Raw genomic sequence first — 24843 nt, 5'->3', positions numbered from 1 at the left:
CGCGGGCGAGGCCGAGCCTCCTCGTTCGCTTCGCTCACTGCGGGATCTCGACTTTCTCACTGTTCCCGCTGGAGTCGCCGAGTTACACTTCAATCAATAGGCGAGTTAATCTTAACTTTAAGATTGAGCAAAGTAAGTGTTTTAAGTACGATGAAATAAATCAAAAGTTATGGAACACAAAATAGATTGAATAAATCATAGCTTAAGCAGAAGCAAACAGACGTGTAGAAGGCATCCCAATGGATCCATCTCTCTTGTTACTTGCTTTGAATCGGTGGATACTTGCGTTCATGTGGATTTTACTTGCGCTGCCCAACAGGTTACTTGCGATTATTAGTTAGTTAGTTAGTTAGTTAGTTAGTTAGTTAGTTAGTTAGTTGCGCTTAGAGATGATTTACTTGCGGAATGGAAAACTTGACCATTAATTTTAAAGGTTTTATATATTTCAAATGCATTATCGTGTCATTTTAGAAGCTGATTTCTGAATTACCACTGATAGCTAGGATGTGCGCCTTTCAAGCCGCAAGAGCGCGAAGTATGAGACTTCAAAAAGGATGAAGGAGTAATAGCGACCATCATTGAGGGCTCATGCGTAGTGTGCGGCAGCGCAGATCCGTGTAGAAGCATCTACATGGATTCATCACTCTTTTTTTTATTGGCAAAGCAAAACGCAAGAATATTGTTCAACTTGGCGAACAACATTCTTGCGTTTATTTTTAACAATCACTCAATAGTGATTTAATATCAAAATTGTAAGTGATTTTCGATGTATGCTTTTACATCTGCAATTGGCATTCTAGTTTGTTCCATCGAATCACGGTGACGTACAGTAACTTGGCCATCTGCTTCTGAATCGAAATCATATGTGATGCAGAAAGGAGTACCGATTTCATCTTGTCGACGGTAACGTTTACCAATAGATTGGGATTCATCATACTCCACCATGAAGTGCTTGCTTAAATCTGAGAACAAAGAAGTTGCTCCTTCAGACAATTTTTTAGAAAGTGGTAAAATTGCTGCTTTAACTGGTGCTAATGCAGGGTGGAAGCGTAATACAGTACGTACATCGCCACCTTCTAATTCTTCCTCATCAAATGCTTCACAAAGGAATGCTAATGTTACACGGTCAGCTCCTAGAGAAGGTTCGATACAATACGGTACATAACGTTCGTTTGTTACAGGGTCAATATAATTGAAATCTTCCCCTGAATGCTCCATATGCTGTTTTAAATCAAAATCAGTTCTATCTGCAATACCCCACAGCTCACCCCAACCGAATGGGAATTTATATTCGATATCTGTTGTTGCGTTAGAGTAATGAGAAAGTTCATCTTCTGAATGGTCACGTAAACGAATAGTATCCTCAGACACACCTAGGTTTAATAGCCATTCTTTACAATAATTACGCCAGAATTCAAACCATTCCATATCTTCACCAGGCTTGCAGAAGAATTCTAGTTCCATTTGTTCGAACTCTCTTGTACGGAATGTGAAATTTCCTGGTGTAATTTCGTTACGGAAACTTTTACCTACCTGTGCAATACCGAAAGGCATTTTTTTGCGCATAGAGCGTTGAACATTTTTATAATTTACGAAAATACCTTGTGCAGTCTCAGGACGTAAGAAGATTTCATTTGTAGAAGCTTCAGTTACACCTTGGAACGTTTTGAACATTAAGTTGAATTGGCGAATCTCTGTGTAATCAAAAGCACCACATGACGGACAAACAACATTGTGCTCTTTCATGATTTCTTCCATCTTCTCAAATGAAAGGCCGTCTATTACCATTTCAATACCTTTTTTGTCTAGTGCATCTTCAATGATTTTATCTACGCGATGACGAGATTTACATTTCTTACAGTCAATCATTGGATCATTAAAGTTACCTATATGACCAGATGCAACCCAAGTTTTAGGATTCATCAAAATAGCTGCATCTAAACCTACGTTATAAGGTGATTCTTGAACAAATTTTTTCCACCAAGCTTTTTTGACGTTATTTTTTAGTTCCACACCAAGGGGGCCATAATCCCATGTATTAGCTAAACCACCATAAATTTCAGATCCAGGAAATACAAAACCTCTTTGTTTTGCTAAACTAACTACGTTTTCCATTGTAATTGTCATTTGATAACCTCCATTAAATTTTGTCACTTTATCCCGGAACACAAAAAACTCGTCTCCGGGCAATAAGTGCCCGGGGACGAGTTATTAACCCGCGGTTCCACCCCGATTGATTGTTAAAAAACAATCCTCTTTAAAAGCATAAGCTCCAAGCTGCCGTTTTCCTACAATGTGGGCTTTCACTGACCCCACTCGCTTAGGATGTAGTACTTATAATGCTCTTCAACGCTTTATCATTTGTTGCTATTGTATCATGAGCAACTTTACTTCGCAATAACCTAGAAAGTAGTATATAATTATTTAGTATTAAGTATAACACTTTGAGGCGGTGAGTCCAATCGAACTCAACAAACGGCAAAATGAAATTTTGGACATAGTAAAAGGAAACGGTCCTATCACTGGCGAACAAATTGCGGAGAGACTGAAATTAACTAGATCCACGCTACGTCCAGATCTAGCTATATTAACGATGGCAGGCTTTTTAGATGCTCGTCCACGTGTGGGGTACTTTTATTCTGGCAAAAAAACAAGCCAAGCAATATCAGACAATATAGCACAAATGACAGTGAAAGATTTTCAATCAATTCCAGTAGTTGTTGATGAAAGTATGACGGTATATGATGCTATATGTCATATGTTTTTAGAAGATGTTGGGTCATTATTTGTTCTTGATAAAAATTCGTTACTTTCAGGAGTTCTTTCAAGAAAAGACTTTTTGCGAACAAGTATTGGCAACCAAGATTTAAACAAAATTCCAGTACATATGATTATGACAAGGATGCCTAACATAACGTATTGTTTGAAAGAGGATACACTTATTGAAGTGGCCAAAAAATTAATGAGTCGACAAATTGATTCCCTACCTGTTGTAAAAGAAGGGGAAAATGGGTTAGAAGTGATTGGTAGAATTACAAAGACTAATATTACTCGAGCCTTTTTATCATTAGCCGATGACCATGATCTATAAGGAGTGAAACGATGAAAATGCTAAACCTGTTTATAGTCTCGGATTCTATAGGAGAAACGGGCGAACTAGTAGCAAAAGCGGCAATAAGTCAATTTAGACCTGGTCTACAGCATACTAAATTTAAGAGATTTACTCATATTGATTCTTTAGACCATATTAAAGAAATTACAGAACTTGCTAAGGAGCAAGGTGCTATTATCTTGTATACACTTGTACAAACAAAAATGCGTCAAGCATTAATAGAATACTGTAACTTATATAATTTAGAGTCTGTCGATTTAATAGGACCGGTTATTAATCTATTTGAAAAAGAATTAGATGAAAAACCTTTTGAAGAACCTGGTCTAGTAAGAAAGTTAGATGAAGATTATTTTAAAAAAATTGAAGCAATAGAATTTGCGGTAAAATATGACGATGGAAGAGATCCAAGAGGGTTACTTCAAGCGGATATAGTACTTATAGGGGTATCTAGAACTTCTAAAACTCCATTATCACAGTATTTGGCGAACAAAAGATTCAAAGTAGCAAACGTTCCACTTGTACCAGAAGTAGACCCACCGGAGCAACTTTTCCAAGTTGATCCAGCAAAATGTGTAGGATTAGTCATTACTCCAGAAAAACTAAATTCTATTAGAAAAGAAAGATTGAAAGCAATTGGTTTAAATGATGATGCAAGTTATGCTAAAATAGAAAGAATCAATGAAGAAATTGATCACTTTGAGAAAATCGCTAAAAAAATTGGTTGTATTGTTATTGATGTGACGAACAGGGCGGTAGAAGAGACTGCTAATGTAGTAATCAATCACATCCAACAAAAATAATTTGGAAGATTTTAAACCGATTCACGATAGTGAAAAGGTTTTTTCTATTGTCTATCGAATAGATAATAATAGATTATTAGTTTAAAATGTTTTATAATAGTTATTTGTGGAAAATAATTATTATAAAATTATTTATATGATTTTTTTGTCGATTCTTGCAGGATTTTTCTTTCATTTAACGAATTATTAAAGTAGCAAGTAAAGATGGTGAAAAAGTGTCGGGTCGTATAGAAGAAGAGGTAATCGAACAAGTTAGAAATAACAATGATATTGTCGACGTCATAAGCGAATATGTTCAACTAACCAAAAGAGGTCGAAACTATTTTGGTTTATGTCCTTTTCATGGTGAACAGACACCATCTTTTTCAGTAACACATGAAAAGCAAATTTTTCATTGCTTTGGTTGTGGAGCTGGTGGAAATGTAATTACATTTTTAATGGATATTGAAAATCTTTCTTTTCAAGATGCTGTTAGTAAACTTGGTAGTCGAATTGGATTGGCTATTGAAGAAAGTTCTTCTGGGGATACAGAGTCGAAAGCACCTGTTTCCAAAGAGGTTTCCATGATGAGAAAAGCTCATGAGTTTGCTAGTGACTATTTCCATCATTTACTGCTTCATACCGAGGAAGGAGAAAATGCATTACATTACCTCGAAGAAAGAGGGTTTTCTAAGGAGATTATCGAAAAGTATAAGATAGGGTGGTCCCTTCCCAAATGGGATGCTTTAACTACGTTACTTGAACGTAAAGGTATGGATTTACAAGAAATTGAGAAAACTGGTCTCATTATCCGAAAAGAAAATGAATTAAAGTATTTCGATCGGTTTCGTGGAAGAATTATGTTTCCAGTTTTTGATGAAGCTGGGTATGTTATTGCCTTTTCTGGTAGAATACTGGAAAAGAACGAAAATGAGGCCAAGTACCTAAATAGTCCAGAATCTCCTATATTCCAAAAGAGCCATGTACTTTATAATTTAGACAAAGCAAGATTAGATATTCGAAAACAACGTAATGTAATTGTTTTTGAAGGTTTTCTCGATGTTATTGCTGCATCTAAGGCAGGTATTGGCAATGGAATTGCAACTATGGGTACAGCATTGACGTCAACTCATATAACCAAACTAAATAGACTCACTTCAAATGTCACGCTTTGTTTTGATGGTGATCGTGCAGGTATGGAAGCAGCTAAAAAGGCTTCTACTGCTTTACAAGCCCATCAAATACAAACGGAGATTGCAATTATTCCAGATGCTATGGATCCCGATGATTACATTAAAAATTATGGGGAAGAAGCATTTCGAACAAAGATTATTGAAAAGCCACATTCATATTTATCATTTATGATGATTGTTTCAAAGAGAGATAAAAATTTTAACAATGAAAATGATACTTTACAGTATATCCAAGAAATATTGGAAATACTGAGTGATAGAAGTTCATCAGTTGAACGTGATTTGTATATTCGTCAGCTTTCACAAGAAACTAATGTATCAGAAGAAGCTATTTACCAACATTTACGTAAAATTCAAGGAAAGCAAGCAAAACAATCTAAGCAGGAATCATCTATTCCTTTAACAATTAATCCGGAAATGACGAAGATAAAGAAAGCAATATCTGCAGACGAAAGAGCAGAGCGAATATTACTTTCCCATATGCTTCACAATCCTAGTGTAATTGATATTGCAAGAAGGAATTTGGACGATCAATGTTTTATCAGAGATGCTTATGAAGTGGTGTTTGTTCGATTAACTGGATTTTACGAAGAGTATCCAGATGGTGATTTTCAACGTTTTTTAGAAGTATTAAATGATGCACAGTTAAGAAAAATAGTAATGGAAGCAGCGCTCTCAGAACGTGATCCAGAGCATGAAACAGAGGAAGTCATGGACTGTTTGCGCCATATACGAAAATACCGGATTGAACTACGTATTTCACGTAAGTTACATGAAGCAAAAGAAGCAGAAAAAATGAGTGATATTTCCAAGGCATTGGAACTGGCCCAAGAAGCTATTCAGTTGAAAAAGTCTTTGGAAACTTTAGAGTAACTATCCGGTAGTAAAAGGAGGAATTCTTATGGCGGACAAGTCCGAACGTACAAAAGAAACAGATATTGAATTATCATTAGAAGAGGCAAAAAAACAATTAATCGAATTAGGTAAAAAAAATGGTGAGTTAACATATCATGATATTGCAGAAAAATTAGCTCATTTTGAACTTGAATCTGATCAAATCGAAGAGTTCATTGATAATCTTGAAGGTAGAAATATTGAGCTTAGTCGAAAAGATGGTGATGAAGAAGATTTGGATCGCTTAATGAAAGGTAAAGAAGAAACCTTTGATTTAAATGATTTAAGTGTTCCACCTGGCGTCAAGATCAATGACCCTGTTCGTATGTACTTAAAGGAAATAGGGAGAGTAGACTTACTAAAAGCTTCAGAAGAGGTTGCTCTAGCAGAACGTATTGAGCAAGGCGATGAAGAAGCTAGAAAACGTTTAGCTGAAGCAAACCTGCGATTAGTTGTAAGTATTGCAAAACGTTATGTTGGGCGTGGTATGCTATTTTTAGACCTTATTCAAGAAGGTAATATGGGGCTTATCAAAGCTGTAGAGAAATTTGATCATCGTAAAGGGTTCAAATTTAGTACTTACGCTACATGGTGGATACGTCAAGCAATAACACGTGCAATTGCTGACCAAGCTAGAACAATTCGTATTCCTGTGCATATGGTAGAAACTATAAATAAGTTAATTCGTGTTCAACGTCAATTATTGCAAGATTTAGGTCGTGAACCTTCTCCTGAAGAAATTGGGGAAGAAATGGACTTGCCTGCAGAAAAAGTACGTGAAATATTGAAAATTGCTCAAGAACCAGTTTCTTTAGAAACGCCTATTGGTGAAGAGGATGATTCTCATTTAGGTGATTTTATAGAAGATGCAGATGCACAGTCTCCTTCTGACCACGCTGCTTATGAGCTTCTTAAAGAACAATTGGAAGATGTCTTGGATACACTAACAGACAGAGAAGAAAATGTATTACGCTTGCGTTTCGGTCTGGATGATGGTCGTACGAGAACACTTGAAGAGGTTGGAAAAGTATTTGGAGTTACGCGTGAGCGTATTCGTCAGATAGAGGCAAAAGCATTACGAAAACTGCGTCACCCTTCTAGAAGTAAACGTCTTAAAGACTTTTTAGAATAGAATGGAAGACATCCACTATGGGTGTCTTTTTCTAAATTCTATGAATCTTACAATACTGGTATTACCAGATGAAAAGAGGACTAGATATGTCGCTGCAACGTAAGCAAATTATAATGAATGAAATCTCATTTTGGAAAAAAAACAAGCTATTACCCGAGCATTATTGTGATTTTCTTCTCGCTTTATACGCCCAAGGTGAAAATAATGGAGACGAACAAACGGAGAATTCCTCTAAGGCAGTATTAGCTAAAAAACAAAAAACTAAAGTAATATTGTATACTATAGTCGGTTTATTAACCGCAATATTATTAGCTTCCTTGTTTGTCGCAACAACCGCAATCTTTATACCCATTATTCTTGTTGCAATTGCTATTCTTTCTTTTTTATACATAGCTATTAAACTAGTAAAAAATAAATCAGTGATGGCACCGCTCCTGTTTGTATTTTCTGCTTTATTATTATTAGCATTATCTTTTAAAGTATGGGATATTTACTTTGGAGATAACCCATTATTATTAATTGGTTTAATATTTGGTAATTGTTTGTTATGGCTATTCTCTGGATTACTGATGAAGTTAGTATATTTTAGTATTTCTGGGATATTAGGGATTTTATTAATTATCGGTTATTTTATATTCAATTAATTACTATTACATATAACGATAAAATACCAACAACTATTCACTAAATGTGACTGATTGTTGGTATTTTTTACTAGGGAAAAAGTTTTCGTTTTGTGCCTTGAACTCAATGAGCTACGTATTTTGAAGAATAAAATATCTAATAGCACTACCAATTTCCATGGAGGAAGGCAATGCCAGTGATTAATTAGCTTTTGTCTTAAAGGTTGCTTGTGCATTTCTAATAATAAATCTTTGAATTTCTAATATTTTTAGTATAATAGTAATTGTAAGCGTTTTTATTTACAAAGGGGATGGAAGAAATGAATTTTGATTTAACTCAGGAACATAACATGATCCGTAAAACAATTCGTGAGTTTTCGGATGAGGTTGTTGCACCAGGAGCAATTGAGCGCGATAAAACGAAAGCGTTTCCAAAAGAAATCTTTAAACAGTTAGCCGACATGGGGATGATGGGCTTACCGTTTTCAGAAGAGTATGGTGGAGCAGGAGCAGATACAGTTAGTTTTGCAATAGTTACAGAAGAATTGAGTAGAGCATGTGCTTCCACAGGAATTACCTATTCTGCACATATATCTCTTGGCGGTGCTCCACTTAACCTATTTGGTACAGAAGAACAAAAACAAAAATACTTGGTTCCAGTATGTACAGGAGAATCATTCGGTGCCTTTGGTTTAACCGAGCCTAACGCAGGGTCAGATGCAGGTGGTACGCAGACAACTGCAAAAGTTGATGGCAATGATTTTGTTATTAATGGAAACAAAGCTTTTATAACGAATGCTAGCTATGCAAAACACTTAGCATTAACAGCAATTACTGATGTGAAGGATGGAAAAAAAGAAATTTCTGCGATTATTGTTCCTACAGATTCAGAAGGTTTCTCTATTATCGATAACTACGAGAAAATGGGTTTGAATGCATCTAACACAACTGAGCTAGTATTAGAAAATGTACGTGTGCCTCAGGAAAACTTGTTAGGTGAGAAAGGAAATGGATTCAAACAATTCCTTGTAACGCTTGACGGTGGTCGAATTGGTATAGGAGCAATGGCAGTAGGGATTGCACAAGCAGCTTTTGACAGAGCTCTCCGTTATTCTAAAGAGCGCAAGCAGTTTGGAAAGACACTTTCTGAGTTCCAGGTAACACAATTTAAATTGGCAGATATGGCGATGAAAATTGAGCTTGCACGCACAATGGTACACAAAGCAGCATGGTTGAAAGATCAGGGACGGGCATTTGGAAAAGAAGCGTCTATGTGTAAATTATATGCATCTGAAATTGCAATGGAAGTAGCAGATCAAGCTATTCAAATACATGGTGGTTATGGGTATATGAAAGAGTATGAAGTAGAAAGATATATGCGAGATGCTAAATTACTGGAAATTGGAGAAGGAACTTCCGAAGTACAGAGAATGGTAATAGCTCGACATATTGGTTGCTAAATGTAGAAAAAACACGAAAAATTATGTCCAAATTGTCACAATGTAAGAAAACTTATCCCATAAGACTTTTCGTTTTAACTAGAATGCAGTACAATGTAAATGTTGACTAATTCTATATTAGAAAAGATTGTATTAAAAGGGAGGGTTAACTATGCAAAGAAATCCAATAATTCCATTTATCTTAATTATGGCTTTTGGTATTGGTTTAATTTTCTTCTTGTCTATGGATGGCGTAGGTAACAAAGAAGAAATGGCTGCAACTGAAGAACATGGAGAAGGAACAGAAGGCGGAGAAGATGCGTCAGCTGGAGAATTCGATCCGGAAGCTCTTGCTCAAGGTAAATGTATCGGTTGTCACGGTAATAGTTATGAAGGACAAGGTGCTTTTCCTTCATTAGTTGATACTGAACTATCTGAAGACGAAATTAAAGATGTATTAGCAAATGGTAAAGGTGCAATGCCAGCTGGTTTAGTACCTGAAGAAAATCTAGACGCTATGGCGGCATGGATAACATCGTTAGAATAGTAACTCAATAAGAAGGCCTTCGATTTCGTAAAAGAATCGAGGTCTTTTTTCTTTTTTGCTATAATAGTTAATGAAGAGGTGTTGAAAAAATGAATGCAAAAAAATTATCGGAAAGACTGAAAACAGTTGCTTCCTTTGTCAAAGAAAATACTATTTTAGCGGATATCGGTAGTGATCACGCATACTTGCCATGTTTTTTAGTACATGAAGGTGTTATAACGAAAGCTATTGCTGGAGAGGTTGTAAAAGGTCCATTCGAATCTGCGAAAAAACAAGTAATAAGTGAAGGCTTACAAAATAATATTGATGTCCGTTTCGGTAACGGGTTAGAGGTATTCTCGGATGTAGACAATGTTCAGACAGTTACTATAGCTGGAATGGGTGGTCCACTTATAGCCTCAATTCTAGAATCAGGGAAAGACAAGCTTTCTAAGGTGGATACTCTAATATTACAACCAAATATACATGCCAAAGCAATACGAGAATGGGCTATTCAAGAACAATGGAAAATAGAACAGGAAGTAATTCTGGAAGAACACGATAAAATTTATGAGATTCTTGTGTTAAAAAAAGGAATCATGAAGTTATCAGAAAAGGAGTTGCTAGTTGGTCCAATTCTAAGTAAAGAAAAATCTCCTATCTATCAAAAGAAGTGGAACAATGAATTAAATGAATGGCTACGAATAGTAAATGAGTTAAACAAAATACCAGGAACTGAGGTACATCAAAAGAAAGAAGAACTAGAATACAAAATTGCCTTAGTGAAGGAGACTTTATAAACGATGAAGGAAACAAATGGACAACATCTTATTTCCCTTTTCGAACATTGGGCACCAAAATCTTTGGCAGTCGATGGAGATACAGTAGGCTTACAAATTGGTACTCTCAATAAAACTATTACAAAAGTTTTGGTTACCTTAGACGTGAATCTCGATACAGTAGAAGAAGCGATTAAAAATGGCTGCGAGCTTATTATTGCTCATCATCCTCCTATTTATAGAGGAATGAAAAATATGCGTACAGATTTACCTCAAGGAATTTTAATCGAGAAATTGATAAAAAATGATATAGCCGTATATGCTGCACATACGAATTTAGATATCGCCACAGGTGGAGTTAATGATTTACTAGCTAATGCTTTGCAGTTAGAAAATATAGAAATCCTTGAGCAAACTAACTCAGAACAACTGATGAAGTTAGCAGTTTTTACACCAAAAGAGTCTACAAATGTGGTAAGAGCTGCATTAGATATTGCTGGTGCAGGCCAAATTGGAGAATATCAATCATGCAGCTTTACATCAGCGGGGGAAGGAAGGTTTAAACCTTCAGACTTAGCAAACCCCTATATTGGACAAGCGAATGAATTAGAAGTAGTAGAAGAGGATAAAATCGAAGTAGTGTTTCCTGTTTCTATAAAAAATAAGGTATTAAAAGCATTGTTGACAAATCATCCATATGAAGAGCCTGCATATGATTTAATATTACTGGAATCTGAAGTAAACAAAAAGGGTCTAGGAAGAATTGGGAAACTGCCTAAAAAACTAATATTAGCTGAATATGCTGAAGTAGTTAAAAAGCAATTAAATGTACCTTTTGTTAGGGTTGTAGGGGATTTAACGCAAGAAGTTCAGAAAGTTGCTGTACTTGGTGGAGACGGTAACAAATATATACAAACAGCAAAAAGAGCTGGAGCAGATGTTTTTATAACTGGTGATTTGTATTTCCATGTTGCACAAGATGCAGAGGCTATTGGATTATCGGTTATTGATCCAGGGCATCATGTAGAACAAATTATGAAGCACGGAGTTGCGGAGTATATGACAGAGGTTTGCATTCAGAACAATCTCTTAGTTGAATTCATCTCCTCAAAAATTTCAACTGATCCCTTTCAATTAATTTAATATGAAGTATATAAAAAAAGCTGCCCATTTGAGCAGCTTTTTTATTTAACTGTATAAGGTTCAATCCGGTTTACCGGTTTTGGTATTTTGATTTTAGGAAGAATTTTTTCTGGTACTGTTTTTTTCGTTATATCGTGAGTTGTAGGATCGTTTGGATCGTACTTTTCTAAAAAGTGAATAACTTCTTTTACGATAGGAGTAGGTGTTGAGGCACCTGCAGTTACAGCTACATGTGAAATATTATTCAACCATTCCAATTTTAAATCAGAGATGTCTCCAATTCTATAAGAAGGCGTCCCAGCAATTTCCTCTGAAACTTGTGTCAGTCTATTAGAATTATTACTCATCGGATCGCCTACTACTATTAAAAGTTCTGCTTCGCCAGCCTGTTCAGCTACTGCTTCTTGACGAACTTGAGTAGCCAAGCAAATTTCTTTATGAACTTCAATGTGAGGGAATTTCTCTTCTAATTTTTTCATTAAATCCACAACATCCCACTGAGACATTGTTGTTTGATTGGTAACAAGAAGTTTTTCAACAGAGATTGTTAAATTTTCTACATCCTCTAATGTTTGAACTAGATGAACTTTGTCAGGAGCTACCCCAATTGCACCTTCTGGCTCAGGATGTCCTTTTTTGCCGATATAAATTATATCATAGCCTTCAGCTGTTTTTTCTCTAATAAGGTCATGAGTAACTGTAACATCTGGACATGTTGCATCTATTGAAACAAGCCCTTTTTTACGAGCTAACTCTTTTACCTCTGGAGAAACGCCGTGAGCAGTGAAAATTACTGTACCTGTTTCAACTTTCGATAATATATCTAAACGATTTTCACCGTCTAAAGTAATTATTCCGTCCATTTCAAATGCATCAGTTACATGTTTATTATGGACTATCATTCCTAAAATATATATAGGCCTTGGAAGAGAGGTGTCTAGTGCAGCATTTCGAGCAATAACCATTGCATCCACTACACCGTAACAGTATCCTCTAGGCGAAATTTTTTGTACAATCATTTTACGTAACTCCCTTCAATACGAGCATACTCATATTATAACGGAGCACATGGATGATTACAAAACTTTAAATTGGAGGCTGGAATATTCTAGGTATCGAGGCTCCGTTAGTTACAGATGTTGCAGTACTAGCTGCTCTTGCTGCTGACGATGCAGCAGAAGCAGTTACATTACCTGCAGCAGCGGCAGTTGTAGCAGCTGGGACGGATTGAAAACCACGATATAGTTTTAACAGAGCTGGAACATTTTGTATCATAGGAGCAAATTGTCTAACCATAGGCGTAAGCTGCTGAGCTGTATTTAAGAATTTGTCTGCTGTTTGTAAATAACTCATTGTTTTGGTCATTGGTTGACCTTGTTGAATGCCTCCTGTGGGAGCCGATTGAAACTGACTAAAAAAATTAGTAGCCGGTCCTGCAGGGGGAGGTGGTGGTGGTGAAGCCTGTTCTCCTCCAAAAAAGCCAAAGGGATTATTATTCGGAACATTTTGGGGGTTAGGGCTAGGATTGGACATGCCAAAAAAATCATTTCCCCTATTTTGAGCAAATGGATAAAAAGATTGGTAGCGCATTTTTTCATCTCCTTTCGAACAACAAAGACTATTCTATTCTATGCAAATTATACGTTTTATGTACAATCGTGGTACAATAAAGAAATGTGAGGGAGTGACGTAGGATGTCCAAATATACAGATTATAGTTTTCAGCCTTTTTTACTAGACGCAATAGAAAAATTAGGCTTCCAAGAACCAACGCCAATTCAAAGAGAAATGATTCCACTTGTTTTAAAAGGGAAAAGTGCGATTGGCCAAGCACATACTGGAACAGGAAAAACACATAGTTTTTTGATCCCAATTGTTGAAAAAATAGATGCTAGTAAAATAGAAGTACAAGCAGTTATTACATCACCAACAAGAGAGCTTGCAACACAAATTTATAATGAGTTGAACAAGCTAGTAGAAGGCACAGAAATTCAAACAAAATTATTTATCGGTGGAACGGACAAAGCCCGTTCAATCGAAAAACTAAAAACACAACCACAAATTGTTGTTGGAACACCAGGTAGACTTCGTGATCTTACAGTAGAGCAAGCATTACTTGTTCATACCTCTAATGTTTTAGTTGTTGATGAAGCTGACTTAGCTTTCGATCTAGGTTTTATCAATGAAATCGATCAGTTTGCATCTCGCATGCCTGAGAAACTAGAAATGTTTGTATTTTCTGCTACAATTCCAGAAAAATTACAACCTTTCTTAAAAAAATATATGGATTCACCTGTTCATATTAAAATAGGCGAGAAACGTCGAGTAGCAGAGGGTATTGAATTTATTGTAACTCCAGTTCGAAGCAAATCTAGGAAGAAACGTTTACTTGATGTAATGGAAGGTATTAATCCATACCTAGCAATTATATTTGCAAATACGAAACAACATGCAGATGAAGTAGCTAACTATTTACAAGGAAATGGTGTAAAAGTTGGTATAGTTCATGGGGACATTTCGCCACGTGATCGTAAACGAGTGATGAAACAAATACATGACCTAGAATTTCAGTATATTGTAGCAACAGACTTAGCTGCACGCGGAATCGATATTCCTGGTGTCAGCCATGTTATTAACTATGAACTTCCAGACGATTTAGAGTTTTTCGTTCATCGTGTAGGAAGAACGGCACGTGCTGGAATGACAGGTATTGCAATTTCATTATATGAACCATCGGACGAAGATGCGCTAGTACGTCTTGAAAAAATGGGTATTCCTCTTGAACATAAAGATGTGATAAATGGAGAATGGTCAGAACTTAAAGAACGTCATGCACGTAAAAACCGTACGAAAAATGAAAATGAGATAGATGCAATAGCTAAAGCTCAAGTACGTAAACCTAAAAAGGTTAAACCTGGCTACAAACGTAATATGAAGTGGGAAATGGATAAAGTGAAAAAAAGAGAGAGACGTATTAAAAACCGTAAGAAATAAGGAGTTGCTATCATGTTATTAGGGTCACATGTTTCTATGAGTGGGAAAGAAATGCTACTGGGTTCAAGTAAGGAAGCTGCATCGTATGGTGCAAATACCTTTATGATTTACACTGGTGCTCCACAAAATACTAGAAGAAAACCAATTGAAGAATTGAATATTGAAGCTGGTATTGCACATATGAAAGAAAATGGGATGTCCAATATAGTCGTACATGCTCCTTATATCATCAATCTAGGAAATACGACAAAACCCGAGACTTTCGCTCTTGGTGTAGAGTTTCTACAAAAAGAAATAGAACGAACTGCAAATATTGGTGCGACTCAAATTGTCTTGCATCCAGGAGCTCATGTGGGAGCTGGAGCAGATGCTGGTATTGCTAGAATTATTGAAGGTTTAAATGAAGTACTAGCAACTGACTTCCCAGTTCAAATAGCTTTAGAGACTATGGCAGGAAAAGGGTCAGAATGTGGTCGCTCTTTTGATGAGCTTGCACAGATCATAAACGGAGTTGTGAACAATCATCGATTATCCATTTGCATGGACACATGTCATATTCATGATGCTGGTTATAATATTGTAGACGATTTTGATGGAGTCCTAAATGAGTTTGATAAAATAATTGGTATTGATCGTTTAAAAGTAATTCACATTAATGATAGTAAAAATGTATGTGGAGCAGCAAAAGATAGACATGAAAATATTGGTTTTGGTGAAATTGGATTTGAGACATTACAATACATCGTTCATCATCCTCAATTGATGGAGCTGCCAAAAATTTTAGAAACACCATTTGTTGGTGTAGACGCTAAATCGAAGGAAGCTCCATACAAGTATGAGATTGAAATGCTTCGAAACAAACAGTTTAATCCAGAAGCTATCGATGCGTTACGCTAAGAAAGCTGTAAGTGAAAGCGTCTATGTAAGCCGTAAGCCCGGACAAGTGCCTAAAGTATTTCACGTGTAAAGGTATTCTTTTCCTTTGCAGAAATACCGAAGGACTCGTGGGGCTAGGCGCTGAACTTGAACAGATTATCAAATAATAAGAATTATATACTTTGTTATTAGCAGAAACTGAAGGGTATTATCTTCTTTTAACTAAAGGAAGATGGTGCCTTTTCTTTTATTTCTTTATAAAGATCCATAGCACGTTGTTCCCCAAGTATTTGTATCAATTTTTGTTGAATAGCGAGTGGTACCCCGAAAACAACCCAGGAAAGTGAAATTTCTTTTAATAGTGGATGCACACTTTTCAATTCTTTATCTGATATTTGAATATCAAAACCTTTTACAATTGTTTTAAACTCCTTTAAAGTACATGTTTGTAGCTGCTGAATAAATTTATGGATATCCAGAAAAACATCCTTTCAAGCAATTTTATTTACACATGGCGCGTTTTGGATTATACTTTAACTTTGTAAATCGTAATCATTCTTAATTAGAATCGAGGAATAATAATGGGAACCCCATTGATCAACCTACATAATATTTCGTATCAATACGAACAAACCAAGGCTTTAACAGATATAAATTTAACCATAGCAGAAGGTGACTTTTTAGCTATTATTGGACCAAATGGTTCTGGCAAATCTACATTATTAAAAATAATCCTAGGGCTTTTAAAACCGACAAAAGGGGAAGTACTTCTTTTTGGGAAACCAGTAACTCAGTTTAAAGATAAAGAACGCATTGGTTATGTTTCACAAAAGTCAAATTCGTTTAATACTGGATTTCCTGCTACTGTCACTGAGGTTGTAAGAAGCGGTTTAGTTAAGAAAACTGGATTATTTCACCGATATCCAGCAAACGTAGATAAACTAGTAAAGCAAGCATTAAAATCAGTAGGTATGGACGAATTCTCTATGAAGAATATAGGTGACCTTTCTGGAGGGCAACAACAGCGTGTATTTATCGCCAGAGCATTAATCAGTAATCCCAATATACTGATACTAGACGAGCCAACAGTAGGAGTAGATAGCAAAAATGTAAAATCTTTTTATAATATGTTAAGCCATTTAAATCGGGAACATAATATTACGATTGTTTTAGTTACACATGACGTTGATGCAGTATCAAAGAGTATTAGCCACGTGGCTTGTTTGAATCAGCGCATTCATTTTCATGGCTTTAAAAATGATATGGATCAGATGAGTGACGAACAATTGGAAGCGTGGTATGGACATGCAGTACGTAAAGTCGATCACCAAAGTGAGGTGAAATCATGATTGAGTCTATTTTTCAGTATGAGTTTTTACAAAATGCCTTTGCCTCGGGCTTAATCATCGGTTTCATTGCTCCACTATTAGGTGTATTTATCGTCGTGCGAAGGCTTTCGTTAATAGCAGATGCATTGAGTCATGTTACGTTAGCAGGTATCGCTGGTAGCCTATATTTAAGTCAATCTATTGGGGCACTTGCTTTATTAAACCCATTATATTTGGGGATTGTAGCATCTGTAACTGGTTCATTGTTTATTGAGAGATTAAGAAGATTGTATAAACACTATGAAGAGCTTGCTATCCCAATTATCATGTCAGCTGGTCTAGGATTTGGTGCGATTTTTATCTCATTAGCAGAGGGATTTAGTTCTGATCTATTTAGTTATTTATTTGGTTCTGTATCTGCAGTAAGTCGTCAGGATCTTTGGATAATTATTGGTATTGCTTTGATTGTGGTAATATTTTTAAGTTTATTTTTTAAAGAACTATTTGTTCTTTCTTTTGACGAGGAATATGCCAAAGCATCGGGTCTTCCCGCTAAATGGATTCATGTTTTGTTTATGATTGTGACCGCATTAGTTATTGCAGGATCCATGCGAATTGTTGGTATCCTACTTGTATCGTCGCTTATGACATTGCCGGTAGCTGCAGCTATGCGTATATCCAAAAGCTTTAAACAAGCGATTTTGCTATCTGTAATATTCGGCGAGTTGTCTGTTGTTATCGGTCTTGTTAGTGCATTCTATTTAGATTTAGCACCAGGTGGAACAATTGTTGTTACATCGATTATTATTTTACTTCTAACTATTTTATCGAAAAAGATTGGAAGCAAGGGAGCTGTTTCAGGGTGAACATAGAAAAAGCATGGGACATTCTAAAAAATAAAGGTTTCAAAAAAACAGATAAACGTGAACAAATTCTTAGTATTTTTTCAGAGACTGAAAAATATATAACTGCTAAAGACATTCTTAATGTGATGAAAAAAGAACATCCTGGGATGAGCTATGATACGATTTATAGAAATTTAAGTACATTTGTGGATCTGGGGATTTTGGAAGAGACTGAGTTAACTGGAGAAAAACATTTTAGAATGCAGTGTGAGGCTGATCATCATCATCACCATTTTATCTGCATGTCCTGTGGCAATATTAAAGAAATTCCGTTTTGCCCTATGGAAGTGCTTCAAAATGCAATACCTGGCTATGAGATTGAAAATCACAAGTTTGAAATCTACGGCAATTGTCCTTCATGTCATTAGTAAAAGTAGTGTGAACCAACATATGGTTTGCACTATTTTTTTATATATAGAAAAATGTGTAAAACATATTTGACATTTTTAGTGGTATTTTTTATAATATAAATGTCAAACATATTTGACATGATGTGAGGTGTTTTCGGTGGAAAATATAATAAAAAGAGCACGTAAGGATAAAAAAGTGTCCCAAGATGAGTTAGCAAAGCTGTGCGGAGTTTCGAGACAGACGATTAATGCAATAGAAAATAACAAGTATGATCCGAGTCTAGTTTTAGCCTTTCAGTTGGCGAAAAATTTAAGTTTAACTGTCGATGAATTATTTACTTTTAACGGAGGGGATAAATAATGAGTAAAAAAGAGGTTGTAAGTCTTATTCTAATGCTGATTGTTACTTTATATTTTGGTGCTACTTTAATTAGTTACGTTGTAATGCCGAATGCTGAATTTGGGGTTACAGAGATTTTATTAATTATCGCTATAGTTGTTGGATGGGCACAGTTTTTTACTTGGCATGCACGAAAAGATGTTAAAAAGGACGAATTAGGCAAAAAAATAGTTCGGGAAAGTGCCTATCTAAGTCATCAAATTGTATTTGGTTCTTTACTTTTATTGTGGATAATTGACTTCTTTTTTATCAATAAAGGGCAAAATTTTGCTTTGTTTATTGCACTGGCTATTTCATATATTACGTTTCCTATAGTGCAATTTGTACAAGTAAAAAAGTATCTATGAATTTTGGCATAACTATAGAAGGATAAAAAAAGCTAACCTTAAAAGGTTAGCTTTTAATTTATTTAATGGACATTGAAAATTCCTTTTCAATCCAGTTATTTGCTTCGATCCAATTATTTACTCGGATAACGCGTGAAGGGACTGGCAATTGATTATAAGGAGTATTAAATAATAACACTGGAATATCAAGTTCCTCACTAATTTCAACCGCGTTGTCATGTTTGTCTTCAAAAAAAGCATGAACACCATGTCTACGAGCAGTTTCGATTTTGTTATGTGTGCCTATTAACTCAATGTGATCGTATAACAGTTCTTGCTGCTTGAACCAATCTAACGTAACATCCATCACGTTATCTCCACGAGCAGAAATGAAATACAGTTCGTATTTTTCTTTCCAAGCAGATAATACTGCATGTGCATCAGGTTGAATTGGGGATGTTGCATAAATGATAGGCTCCGCTTTCTTAAACCATTCGTAGAAATCCTTTTCACTTACCGGAAACGCCTTCGTTAAATCGTATTCTTTAATATCTTCTAACTGTAAATTACATTTAAATGCTTCGTTAATATGTGGAAGCAAAGAAGTAGGGGAGGTTACCGTCCCGTCTATATCGATACCAAATCGTATATTCGTCAATTGCACCAGTCCTTACGCTTGTTGTTTTTCTTGATCCTGCTGTTTTTCTAGTTCTTTTTGAGCAAAATATTCTGCTGCAATTTTATCTATTTCTACTTTAAGTTCTTCGACCATTGTTTCCTCAGGAACTTTGCGAACCGTTTTACCCTTCATGAATAACAAACCTTCGCCACGTGCACCTGCGATTCCAATATCAGCCTCTCGAGCTTCACCAGGACCATTTACAGCACAGCCAAGTACTGCCACTTTAATAGGAGCCTTAATATGTGAAATATACTCTTCTACTTCATTTGCAATTGTTATTAAGTCAATTTCAATGCGTCCACATGTAGGACAAGAGATTAATGTAGCTGCATTAGAAGATAGACCGAAAACTTTTAATAGTTCTCGAGCAACTTTAATCTCTTCAACCGGGTCAGCGCTTAAAGACACACGCATTGTATTACCGATTCCCATACTTAGTAGTGTTCCTAATCCAGCAGCACTTTTGATAGAACCTGAGAACAATGTACCAGACTCTGTAATCCCTAAGTGAAGAGGGTAATCAAATGCTTCTGACGCTTTACGGTAAGCCTCAACAGCTAGTGTAACATCCGATGCTTTCATAGAGACGATGATGTCATGAAAGTCTAAATCTTCTAGTATTTTAATATGATGCAACGCACTTTCAACCATTCCATCTGCAGTCGGATAACCATATTTTTCTAGAATTTTTCTTTCTAGAGAACCAGCATTAACCCCAATTCGGATTGGAATACCTTTTGCTTTAGCTGCATTTACAACAGCTTCCACTTTTTCTTTACGACCGATATTACCCGGATTAATACGTATTTTATCGGCACCTTGCTCTATTGCAATAAGCGCTAACTTATAGTCAAAGTGTATATCTACTACTAATGGGATATTAATTCGTTTTTTTATTTCTCCTATAGAATAAGCTGCCCGTTCATCAGGGCACGCGACACGTACGATTTGACAACCTGCTTCTTCTAATCGTAGTATTTCAGCAACTGTTGCCTCTACGTCATGTGTTTTTGTTGTTGTCATACTTTGTATAAATAGTTCATTGCTACCACCTATTGTTAAGTCTCCAACTCGTACTGGACGAGTTTTGGAACGATGAATTATTCCGCTCATGAAATTCTCTCCTTCTTGAGGCATATGCCATCACTATCCTACATTTTATCAGTCTTATGAATGAAATGACAAGAAAGAAAGCTCTTCTTTACATTATTTACATTCTGCAGGCAGTGTATAAACTGGTAATAATACATTTTCTCCTACTTTGAAGGACTGATTAATAAAATGTGGATTTAGATTATAAAAGTCAGTGAGTCTTTCTGTATAAGTGATAGACTCAGCAGAAGGATATAGAGAGAATAGTGAATGTAGTGTATCTCCCGCCATAACTTCTACTGTAATGTAATCTAGTTTTTTTTCACATTCAATTTGCTGGGAAGAGTAGGCAAGTGGTATGGTTCCTTCGATTAAATCTACTTTTACGATATAAAAAGATATAAGTAATAGAATCGTTGCTACGAATATTTTCATATAAAAACCCCCTTAACCTACTCTATGCAGGATAAAGGGGTGCTATGTATTATCTTTTGATTGGATAGTATTTAGTTGCTAAAACTATAATTACGAAACTCAGAATGTAGATTACAGCTTGAATATAATTATTCGAAAACTGCAATATAGCAACAATGATAGATAGCAACAATGGAATCGTGCTTGCAAATAGAGCAGTCCTCCAAATATGACGATATTCACCTTTTCTTTTTCTAATAAGCAGGATGATACTTCCTATATATGCAAAAATACTAATCCGAACAAATATAAACAAAGTATTCAATACAAATAAGAACAAAAAGGAGAATGGGTATAAAAGCCATTGAATCTGAGAAAAGTACTCCAGTAAACCCTCCATAGATTCTTGTTGACTAGAAATCCCGTTGACAAAATAAATAAAAGAAATAATGGACATAATAAATATGTAAGTAAATATATATTGCATAACTTTACCAATCGAAATAAGCCGAAATGCAGCCATTTTTTTAGGACTATGTAAACTAGATTTAAATAATTGAAATAAACTCAAATGGTGTCACCCTCTCATCTATATTCTATCATCAAAGGAACTGGGAAAACAGAAGGAGATTTTGCTTTGTTAAGAAATTGTAAAGAATGTCCGAATCTATTTACAATGACTTCATAATTGATGAATAATAGATGTGTATGTGAAAATTGTCGAAAACGGGAGTTGAGTATAGAGTGGAATTAAATTGGCAGGAAATGCTCTTTCAATTTTTTGGTGGACTGGGTATTTTCTTATTCGCCATCAAATTTATGGGTGATGGACTTCAAAAAGCTGCGGGGGATAGACTTCGTGACATTTTAGATAAGTACACGACCAATCCTTTTATGGGTGTTTTAGTCGGTATTATCGTTACAGTTCTTATTCAATCTAGTTCAGGTACAACAGTTATAACAGTTGGATTAGTTAGTGCAGGATTTATGAAGCTTAGACAAGCAATTGGCGTAATTATGGGTGCCAATATCGGAACAACAATTACTGCTTTTATCATTGGTTTTGATGTTGGTGCATATGCATTACCGATTATGGCAATTGGAGCATTTCTTTTGTTCTTCTTTAAGAAAAACAAAGTTCAAAATTTAGGAGAAGTAATATTTGGTTTTGGAGGGTTATTCCTGGGGCTAGAGCTAATGAGTGGTGGAATGAAGCCGCTTAGAGAAATGACCGCTTTTACTGATTTTACACTTAGTATGAGTGATAGTCCTATTCTTGGAGTAATTGCAGGAACACTTTTCACATTAATCGTTCAAAGTTCAAGTGCAACAGTAGCAATTCTGCAAGGACTTTATGCGGAAAACCTTCTTTCACTCCACGGTTCTCTTCCAGTTCTATTTGGAGATAATATCGGTACTACTATTACTGCAGTACTTGCTTCTTTAGGAGCTTCAGTTGCTGCTAAACGTGCAGCTGCTACTCATGTATTGTTTAACGTAATTGGTTCCATTGTATTTTTGATACTATTAACACCTTTTACGATGTATATCGAATGGATTTCTGGTGTACTTGATTTGGAGAGTAAAATGCAAATTGCATTTGCTCACGGTTCATTTAATGTTGCGAACACAATTATTCAATTCCCACTTATTGGAGCATGGGCATATCTGGTAACTAAACTCATTCCTGGAGAAGATGTGTCGATCGAGTATAAACCGAAACATTTAGATGTTCATTTTATTGAGCAATCACCATCTATTGCAATTGGACAAGCTAAAGAGGAAATATTGCGCATGGGTGCATTAAGTGTTCAAGGACTAGAAACGACTTATTCCTATTTAAAAACGAATAACAAAAAAGAAGCAGATTTAGGTTATCAAATAGAGGATGCTTTAAATAATTTAGACCAAAAGATTACAGATTACCTAGTAAAAATCTCTTCTCAATCATTGTCTGTTCAAGACTCTGCTAGACATAATATTTTAATGGATACAGTACGGGATGTAGAAAGAATTGGGGATCATTTTGAAAATATAATTGAATTAATCGAGTATAGAGAAGTGAATCGTTTAATTCTTACAGAAGATGCTTTAAAAGATGTTTCGGAGATGTTTGAGCTTACAATAACAACAGTTTCGAAAGCATTAGAAGCATTAGATACGAACAATGTCGAATTAGCGCAAAACGTATCTGAACAAGAAAACGTGATTGATAAAATGGAACGTCAGTTTAGAAAAAATCATATACTTCGCGTGAATGAAGGGCGATGCTCGGGACAAGCTGGAATAATGTTCGTAGATATCTTAAGTAACTTAGAACGTATTGGTGATCACGCATCAAATATAGCGGAAGCAGTTTTAGGTAAAAGAATATGATAGAAATTATCGGTTGGATATTAATCGTCTTATGTTTCATCGTTGCCTTTGTTGGAACGTTTTATCCAATCATCCCGTCAGTAGTGTTTATGCTCTTAGGGTATGTGCTTTACGGATTATTTTTCTCCTTTACAGAGTTAACATTACTATTTTGGGTAATTCAAATTCTATTTGTTATTCTATTGTTTAGTGCAGATATGGCGGCAAATGCATTTGGTGTGAAAAAGTTCGGCGGTACCAAAGCAGGGATGTGGGGAAGTACAATTGGGTTGCTTTTTGGTCCCTTTGTTATTCCGGTAGCGGGTATTCTAATAGGACCTTTTATTGGGGCTGTAATTGCGGAATTATTCGTTACACGCCATGGTTTAAAACAAGCAATTAAGTCAGGTGTAGGATCTTTAATAGGTTTTTTAACATCATCTGTAGTAAAAGTGATAGTTTTAGTTATTATGCTCATTGTGTTTGTTTTCTTCGTATAAAGTGAAACTCAATCAGTGGGGCGTATCTCTATCTACTGTTTGTTAGTTGAACCATTCGGGAGTTTAAGGGGCGTTGATCTAAACCATATGCTCAATTCTTGGGCAAAGTGTTAATGTGGAGTCATTATTACCCGTTGATGCGGGATAAATTCAGTCAAAAGTATGATAATAAATATTTTAGTCGATTTTAATTGAACGATTGTTCATAGTTTGATACGCTAATACATGGAAAGAATTTTCTAAAATATTCTTTAGGAGGAAACAATAATGGCATACGAATTACCAGAATTACCTTACGCTTATGATGCACTAGAACCACATATCGACAAAGAAACGATGAATATTCATCACACTAAACACCACAATACTTACGTGACAAACGTAAATAATGCGCTTGCAGATTATTCTGATTTACAAGGCAAATCAGTGGAAGAGTTAATCGCTAATTTAGATGCTGTTCCTGAAGCAATCCGTACGGCAGTTCGCAACAATGGTGGCGGACATGCTAACCACTCACTATTTTGGCAAATCTTATCACCAAACGGTGGCGGAAATCCAACAGGTGAACTAGCTACTGCAATCGATGCTAAATTCGGTAGCTTTGATGCATTCAAAGAAGAGTTTGCTAAAGCAGCTACAACTCGCTTTGGTTCAGGTTGGGCTTGGTTATCAGTAGCTAATGGAGAAATAGAAGTTTCTTCTACGGCAAATCAAGATTCACCAATTATGGAAGGTAAAACTCCATTATTAGGTTTAGATGTTTGGGAACATGCTTACTACCTAAACTATCAAAACCGTCGTCCAGACTACATCGGTTCATTCTGGAATGTTGTAAACTGGGATGAAGTATCAAAACGTTTCGCTGCTACAAAATAATTATTTTGGTTTAGCAGTATATTTTGTATAATAATTGAAACTTAGCACACACTTTTTCGTCTAAAAGTGTGTGCTTTTTGTGTTACACTGTATATAAGTAAATTATTTAATAAAGAAGGTGATCTC

At 35.7% G+C, this 24843-nt stretch carries 27 protein-coding genes; 19 read left to right on the top strand and 8 right to left on the bottom strand.

The window, feature by feature from the left end:
• Positions 1 to 744: 744 nt before the first annotated feature.
• Positions 745 to 2127, bottom strand: a complete 1383-nt coding sequence (locus ACQCPR_RS11180; RefSeq protein WP_427137055.1) for a glycine--tRNA ligase — start codon at positions 2125 to 2127, stop codon at positions 745 to 747.
• A 325-nt stretch (positions 2128 to 2452) separates the two neighbouring features.
• Here ACQCPR_RS11180 and ACQCPR_RS11175 point away from each other — a divergent pair, with 325 nt between their 5' ends.
• The 9 genes from ACQCPR_RS11175 (at position 2453) to ACQCPR_RS11135 (ending at position 11620) form a co-directional block, all read left to right on the top strand.
• Positions 2453 to 3091: a helix-turn-helix transcriptional regulator gene (locus tag ACQCPR_RS11175; protein WP_427137054.1), complete on the top strand. Its 639-nt coding sequence runs from the start codon at positions 2453 to 2455 to the stop codon at positions 3089 to 3091.
• 11 nt (positions 3092 to 3102) lie between these two features.
• Positions 3103 to 3912: a pyruvate, water dikinase regulatory protein gene (locus tag ACQCPR_RS11170; RefSeq protein WP_093496110.1), complete on the top strand. Its 810-nt coding sequence runs from the start codon at positions 3103 to 3105 to the stop codon at positions 3910 to 3912.
• A 215-nt stretch (positions 3913 to 4127) separates the two neighbouring features.
• Positions 4128 to 5957, top strand: a complete 1830-nt coding sequence (gene dnaG / locus ACQCPR_RS11165; protein WP_427137053.1) for a DNA primase — start codon at positions 4128 to 4130, stop codon at positions 5955 to 5957.
• A 28-nt stretch (positions 5958 to 5985) separates the two neighbouring features.
• The gene (gene rpoD, locus ACQCPR_RS11160; protein WP_090563807.1) at positions 5986 to 7110 is read left to right on the top strand and encodes an RNA polymerase sigma factor RpoD; all 1125 of its coding nucleotides are present in this window, start codon (positions 5986 to 5988) and stop codon (positions 7108 to 7110) included.
• 86 nt (positions 7111 to 7196) lie between these two features.
• Positions 7197 to 7754 carry a hypothetical protein gene (locus ACQCPR_RS11155; RefSeq protein ID WP_090563805.1) on the top strand — a complete coding sequence of 186 codons (558 nt, stop codon included), beginning with the start codon at positions 7197 to 7199 and terminating at the stop codon, positions 7752 to 7754.
• A gap of 299 nt (positions 7755 to 8053) precedes the next feature.
• Positions 8054 to 9193 (top strand): acyl-CoA dehydrogenase family protein, encoded by a 1140-nt coding sequence (locus ACQCPR_RS11150; RefSeq protein WP_090563803.1) that lies wholly within the window; start codon positions 8054 to 8056, stop codon positions 9191 to 9193.
• Between the two features lie 151 nt (positions 9194 to 9344).
• The gene (gene cccA, locus ACQCPR_RS11145; protein WP_093496106.1) at positions 9345 to 9719 is read left to right on the top strand and encodes a cytochrome c550; all 375 of its coding nucleotides are present in this window, start codon (positions 9345 to 9347) and stop codon (positions 9717 to 9719) included.
• A gap of 89 nt (positions 9720 to 9808) precedes the next feature.
• Positions 9809 to 10498 carry a tRNA (adenine(22)-N(1))-methyltransferase gene (locus tag ACQCPR_RS11140; protein WP_090563799.1) on the top strand — a complete coding sequence of 230 codons (690 nt, stop codon included), beginning with the start codon at positions 9809 to 9811 and terminating at the stop codon, positions 10496 to 10498.
• A gap of 3 nt (positions 10499 to 10501) precedes the next feature.
• Positions 10502 to 11620 (top strand): Nif3-like dinuclear metal center hexameric protein, encoded by a 1119-nt coding sequence (locus ACQCPR_RS11135; RefSeq protein ID WP_427137052.1) that lies wholly within the window; start codon positions 10502 to 10504, stop codon positions 11618 to 11620.
• A 41-nt stretch (positions 11621 to 11661) separates the two neighbouring features.
• Here ACQCPR_RS11135 and ACQCPR_RS11130 read toward each other — a convergent pair whose 3' ends face one another.
• Both ACQCPR_RS11130 and vrrA read right to left on the bottom strand, forming a co-directional pair.
• Positions 11662 to 12639, bottom strand: coding sequence for a 4-hydroxy-3-methylbut-2-enyl diphosphate reductase (locus ACQCPR_RS11130; RefSeq protein WP_093496104.1), 978 nt, complete (start codon positions 12637 to 12639; stop codon positions 11662 to 11664).
• A 67-nt stretch (positions 12640 to 12706) separates the two neighbouring features.
• Positions 12707 to 13210, bottom strand: coding sequence for a VrrA/YqfQ family protein (gene vrrA, locus ACQCPR_RS11125; protein WP_427137051.1), 504 nt, complete (start codon positions 13208 to 13210; stop codon positions 12707 to 12709).
• A 104-nt stretch (positions 13211 to 13314) separates the two neighbouring features.
• Between vrrA and ACQCPR_RS11120 the strand changes: the two genes are divergently transcribed.
• Together ACQCPR_RS11120 and ACQCPR_RS11115 are read left to right on the top strand one after the other, a co-directional pair.
• Positions 13315 to 14613 carry a DEAD/DEAH box helicase gene (locus ACQCPR_RS11120; RefSeq protein WP_269922878.1) on the top strand — a complete coding sequence of 433 codons (1299 nt, stop codon included), beginning with the start codon at positions 13315 to 13317 and terminating at the stop codon, positions 14611 to 14613.
• A gap of 12 nt (positions 14614 to 14625) precedes the next feature.
• A complete protein-coding gene (locus ACQCPR_RS11115; RefSeq protein ID WP_093496101.1) occupies positions 14626 to 15510 on the top strand; it encodes a deoxyribonuclease IV in 885 nt (294 codons plus the stop codon).
• 197 nt (positions 15511 to 15707) lie between these two features.
• Here the strand turns inward: ACQCPR_RS11115 and ACQCPR_RS11110 are convergent, their stop codons facing one another.
• A complete protein-coding gene (locus ACQCPR_RS11110) occupies positions 15708 to 15860 on the bottom strand; it encodes a hypothetical protein (protein WP_269915818.1) in 153 nt (50 codons plus the stop codon).
• A gap of 210 nt (positions 15861 to 16070) precedes the next feature.
• Between ACQCPR_RS11110 and ACQCPR_RS11105 the strand changes: the two genes are divergently transcribed.
• From ACQCPR_RS11105 to ACQCPR_RS11085, 5 genes are all read left to right on the top strand, one after another.
• Positions 16071 to 16838, top strand: coding sequence for a metal ABC transporter ATP-binding protein (locus tag ACQCPR_RS11105; RefSeq protein ID WP_090563787.1), 768 nt, complete (start codon positions 16071 to 16073; stop codon positions 16836 to 16838).
• Positions 16835 to 17683 (top strand): metal ABC transporter permease, encoded by an 849-nt coding sequence (locus ACQCPR_RS11100; RefSeq protein ID WP_090563783.1) that lies wholly within the window; start codon positions 16835 to 16837, stop codon positions 17681 to 17683. The genes ACQCPR_RS11105 and ACQCPR_RS11100 overlap by 4 nt, the downstream gene beginning before the upstream one ends.
• Complete coding sequence (locus ACQCPR_RS11095; protein ID WP_090563782.1) at positions 17680 to 18090, top strand: Fur family transcriptional regulator; 411 nt, start codon at positions 17680 to 17682, stop codon at positions 18088 to 18090. The genes ACQCPR_RS11100 and ACQCPR_RS11095 overlap by 4 nt, the downstream gene beginning before the upstream one ends.
• Positions 18091 to 18229: 139 nt before the next feature.
• Positions 18230 to 18433 carry a helix-turn-helix transcriptional regulator gene (locus ACQCPR_RS11090; protein WP_093496099.1) on the top strand — a complete coding sequence of 68 codons (204 nt, stop codon included), beginning with the start codon at positions 18230 to 18232 and terminating at the stop codon, positions 18431 to 18433.
• Positions 18433 to 18819 (top strand): hypothetical protein, encoded by a 387-nt coding sequence (locus ACQCPR_RS11085; RefSeq protein WP_427137050.1) that lies wholly within the window; start codon positions 18433 to 18435, stop codon positions 18817 to 18819. The genes ACQCPR_RS11090 and ACQCPR_RS11085 overlap by 1 nt, the downstream gene beginning before the upstream one ends.
• Before the next feature lie 58 nt (positions 18820 to 18877).
• On the opposite strand, the gene ACQCPR_RS11080 is transcribed toward ACQCPR_RS11085, so the two are convergent.
• The 4 genes from ACQCPR_RS11080 to ACQCPR_RS11065 all read right to left on the bottom strand — a co-directional run bounded on the left by ACQCPR_RS11080 (position 18878) and on the right by ACQCPR_RS11065 (position 21557).
• The gene (locus ACQCPR_RS11080; RefSeq protein WP_090563777.1) at positions 18878 to 19456 is read right to left on the bottom strand and encodes a hypothetical protein; all 579 of its coding nucleotides are present in this window, start codon (positions 19454 to 19456) and stop codon (positions 18878 to 18880) included.
• Between the two features lie 12 nt (positions 19457 to 19468).
• Positions 19469 to 20593 (bottom strand): flavodoxin-dependent (E)-4-hydroxy-3-methylbut-2-enyl-diphosphate synthase, encoded by a 1125-nt coding sequence (ispG, locus tag ACQCPR_RS11075; RefSeq protein ID WP_090563774.1) that lies wholly within the window; start codon positions 20591 to 20593, stop codon positions 19469 to 19471.
• Between the two features lie 93 nt (positions 20594 to 20686).
• Entirely contained in the window at positions 20687 to 21007 is a 321-nt protein-coding gene (locus ACQCPR_RS11070) for a hypothetical protein (protein ID WP_427137049.1), read from the bottom strand.
• A gap of 49 nt (positions 21008 to 21056) precedes the next feature.
• Entirely contained in the window at positions 21057 to 21557 is a 501-nt protein-coding gene (locus ACQCPR_RS11065; RefSeq protein WP_427137048.1) for a DUF1189 family protein, read from the bottom strand.
• Between the two features lie 173 nt (positions 21558 to 21730).
• Between ACQCPR_RS11065 and ACQCPR_RS11060 the strand changes: the two genes are divergently transcribed.
• The 3 genes from ACQCPR_RS11060 to ACQCPR_RS11050 all read left to right on the top strand — a co-directional run bounded on the left by ACQCPR_RS11060 (position 21731) and on the right by ACQCPR_RS11050 (position 24717).
• The gene (locus ACQCPR_RS11060; protein WP_090563768.1) at positions 21731 to 23362 is read left to right on the top strand and encodes a Na/Pi cotransporter family protein; all 1632 of its coding nucleotides are present in this window, start codon (positions 21731 to 21733) and stop codon (positions 23360 to 23362) included.
• Entirely contained in the window at positions 23362 to 23841 is a 480-nt protein-coding gene (locus ACQCPR_RS11055) for a DUF456 domain-containing protein (RefSeq protein ID WP_427138939.1), read from the top strand. The genes ACQCPR_RS11060 and ACQCPR_RS11055 overlap by 1 nt, the downstream gene beginning before the upstream one ends.
• Before the next feature lie 267 nt (positions 23842 to 24108).
• Complete coding sequence (locus ACQCPR_RS11050) at positions 24109 to 24717, top strand: superoxide dismutase (RefSeq protein ID WP_427137047.1); 609 nt, start codon at positions 24109 to 24111, stop codon at positions 24715 to 24717.
• Positions 24718 to 24843 lie beyond the last annotated feature (126 nt).

It is taken from the genome of Psychrobacillus psychrodurans, assembly GCF_050209195.1.
GTDB lineage: Bacteria > Bacillota > Bacilli > Bacillales_A > Planococcaceae > Psychrobacillus > Psychrobacillus psychrodurans.
This window is presented reverse-complemented; position numbering and strand designations above follow the sequence as displayed.

What these genes read in the sequence shown, in the direction of transcription:
- ACQCPR_RS11050 (WP_427137047.1), top strand. Translation starts at nt 24,109, where the DNA reads ATGGCATACGAATTACCAGAATTACCTTACGCTTATGATGCACTAGAA.
- ACQCPR_RS11140 (WP_090563799.1), top strand. Translation starts at nt 9,809, where the DNA reads ATGAATGCAAAAAAATTATCGGAAAGACTGAAAACAGTTGCTTCCTTT.
- ACQCPR_RS11170 (WP_093496110.1), top strand. Translation starts at nt 3,103, where the DNA reads ATGAAAATGCTAAACCTGTTTATAGTCTCGGATTCTATAGGAGAAACG.
- ACQCPR_RS11135 (WP_427137052.1), top strand. Translation starts at nt 10,502, where the DNA reads ATGAAGGAAACAAATGGACAACATCTTATTTCCCTTTTCGAACATTGG.
- ACQCPR_RS11155 (WP_090563805.1), top strand. Translation starts at nt 7,197, where the DNA reads ATGTCGCTGCAACGTAAGCAAATTATAATGAATGAAATCTCATTTTGG.
- ACQCPR_RS11180 (WP_427137055.1), bottom strand. Translation starts at nt 2,127, where the DNA reads ATGACAATTACAATGGAAAACGTAGTTAGTTTAGCAAAACAAAGAGGT.
- rpoD (WP_090563807.1), top strand. Translation starts at nt 5,986, where the DNA reads ATGGCGGACAAGTCCGAACGTACAAAAGAAACAGATATTGAATTATCA.
- ACQCPR_RS11100 (WP_090563783.1), top strand. Translation starts at nt 16,835, where the DNA reads ATGATTGAGTCTATTTTTCAGTATGAGTTTTTACAAAATGCCTTTGCC.
- ispG (WP_090563774.1), bottom strand. Translation starts at nt 20,593, where the DNA reads ATGAGCGGAATAATTCATCGTTCCAAAACTCGTCCAGTACGAGTTGGA.
- ACQCPR_RS11070 (WP_427137049.1), bottom strand. Translation starts at nt 21,007, where the DNA reads ATGAAAATATTCGTAGCAACGATTCTATTACTTATATCTTTTTATATC.
- ACQCPR_RS11150 (WP_090563803.1), top strand. Translation starts at nt 8,054, where the DNA reads ATGAATTTTGATTTAACTCAGGAACATAACATGATCCGTAAAACAATT.
- ACQCPR_RS11105 (WP_090563787.1), top strand. Translation starts at nt 16,071, where the DNA reads ATGGGAACCCCATTGATCAACCTACATAATATTTCGTATCAATACGAA.
- ACQCPR_RS11115 (WP_093496101.1), top strand. Translation starts at nt 14,626, where the DNA reads ATGTTATTAGGGTCACATGTTTCTATGAGTGGGAAAGAAATGCTACTG.
- ACQCPR_RS11120 (WP_269922878.1), top strand. Translation starts at nt 13,315, where the DNA reads ATGTCCAAATATACAGATTATAGTTTTCAGCCTTTTTTACTAGACGCA.
- vrrA (WP_427137051.1), bottom strand. Translation starts at nt 13,210, where the DNA reads ATGCGCTACCAATCTTTTTATCCATTTGCTCAAAATAGGGGAAATGAT.
- ACQCPR_RS11130 (WP_093496104.1), bottom strand. Translation starts at nt 12,639, where the DNA reads ATGATTGTACAAAAAATTTCGCCTAGAGGATACTGTTACGGTGTAGTG.
- ACQCPR_RS11085 (WP_427137050.1), top strand. Translation starts at nt 18,433, where the DNA reads ATGAGTAAAAAAGAGGTTGTAAGTCTTATTCTAATGCTGATTGTTACT.
- cccA (WP_093496106.1), top strand. Translation starts at nt 9,345, where the DNA reads ATGCAAAGAAATCCAATAATTCCATTTATCTTAATTATGGCTTTTGGT.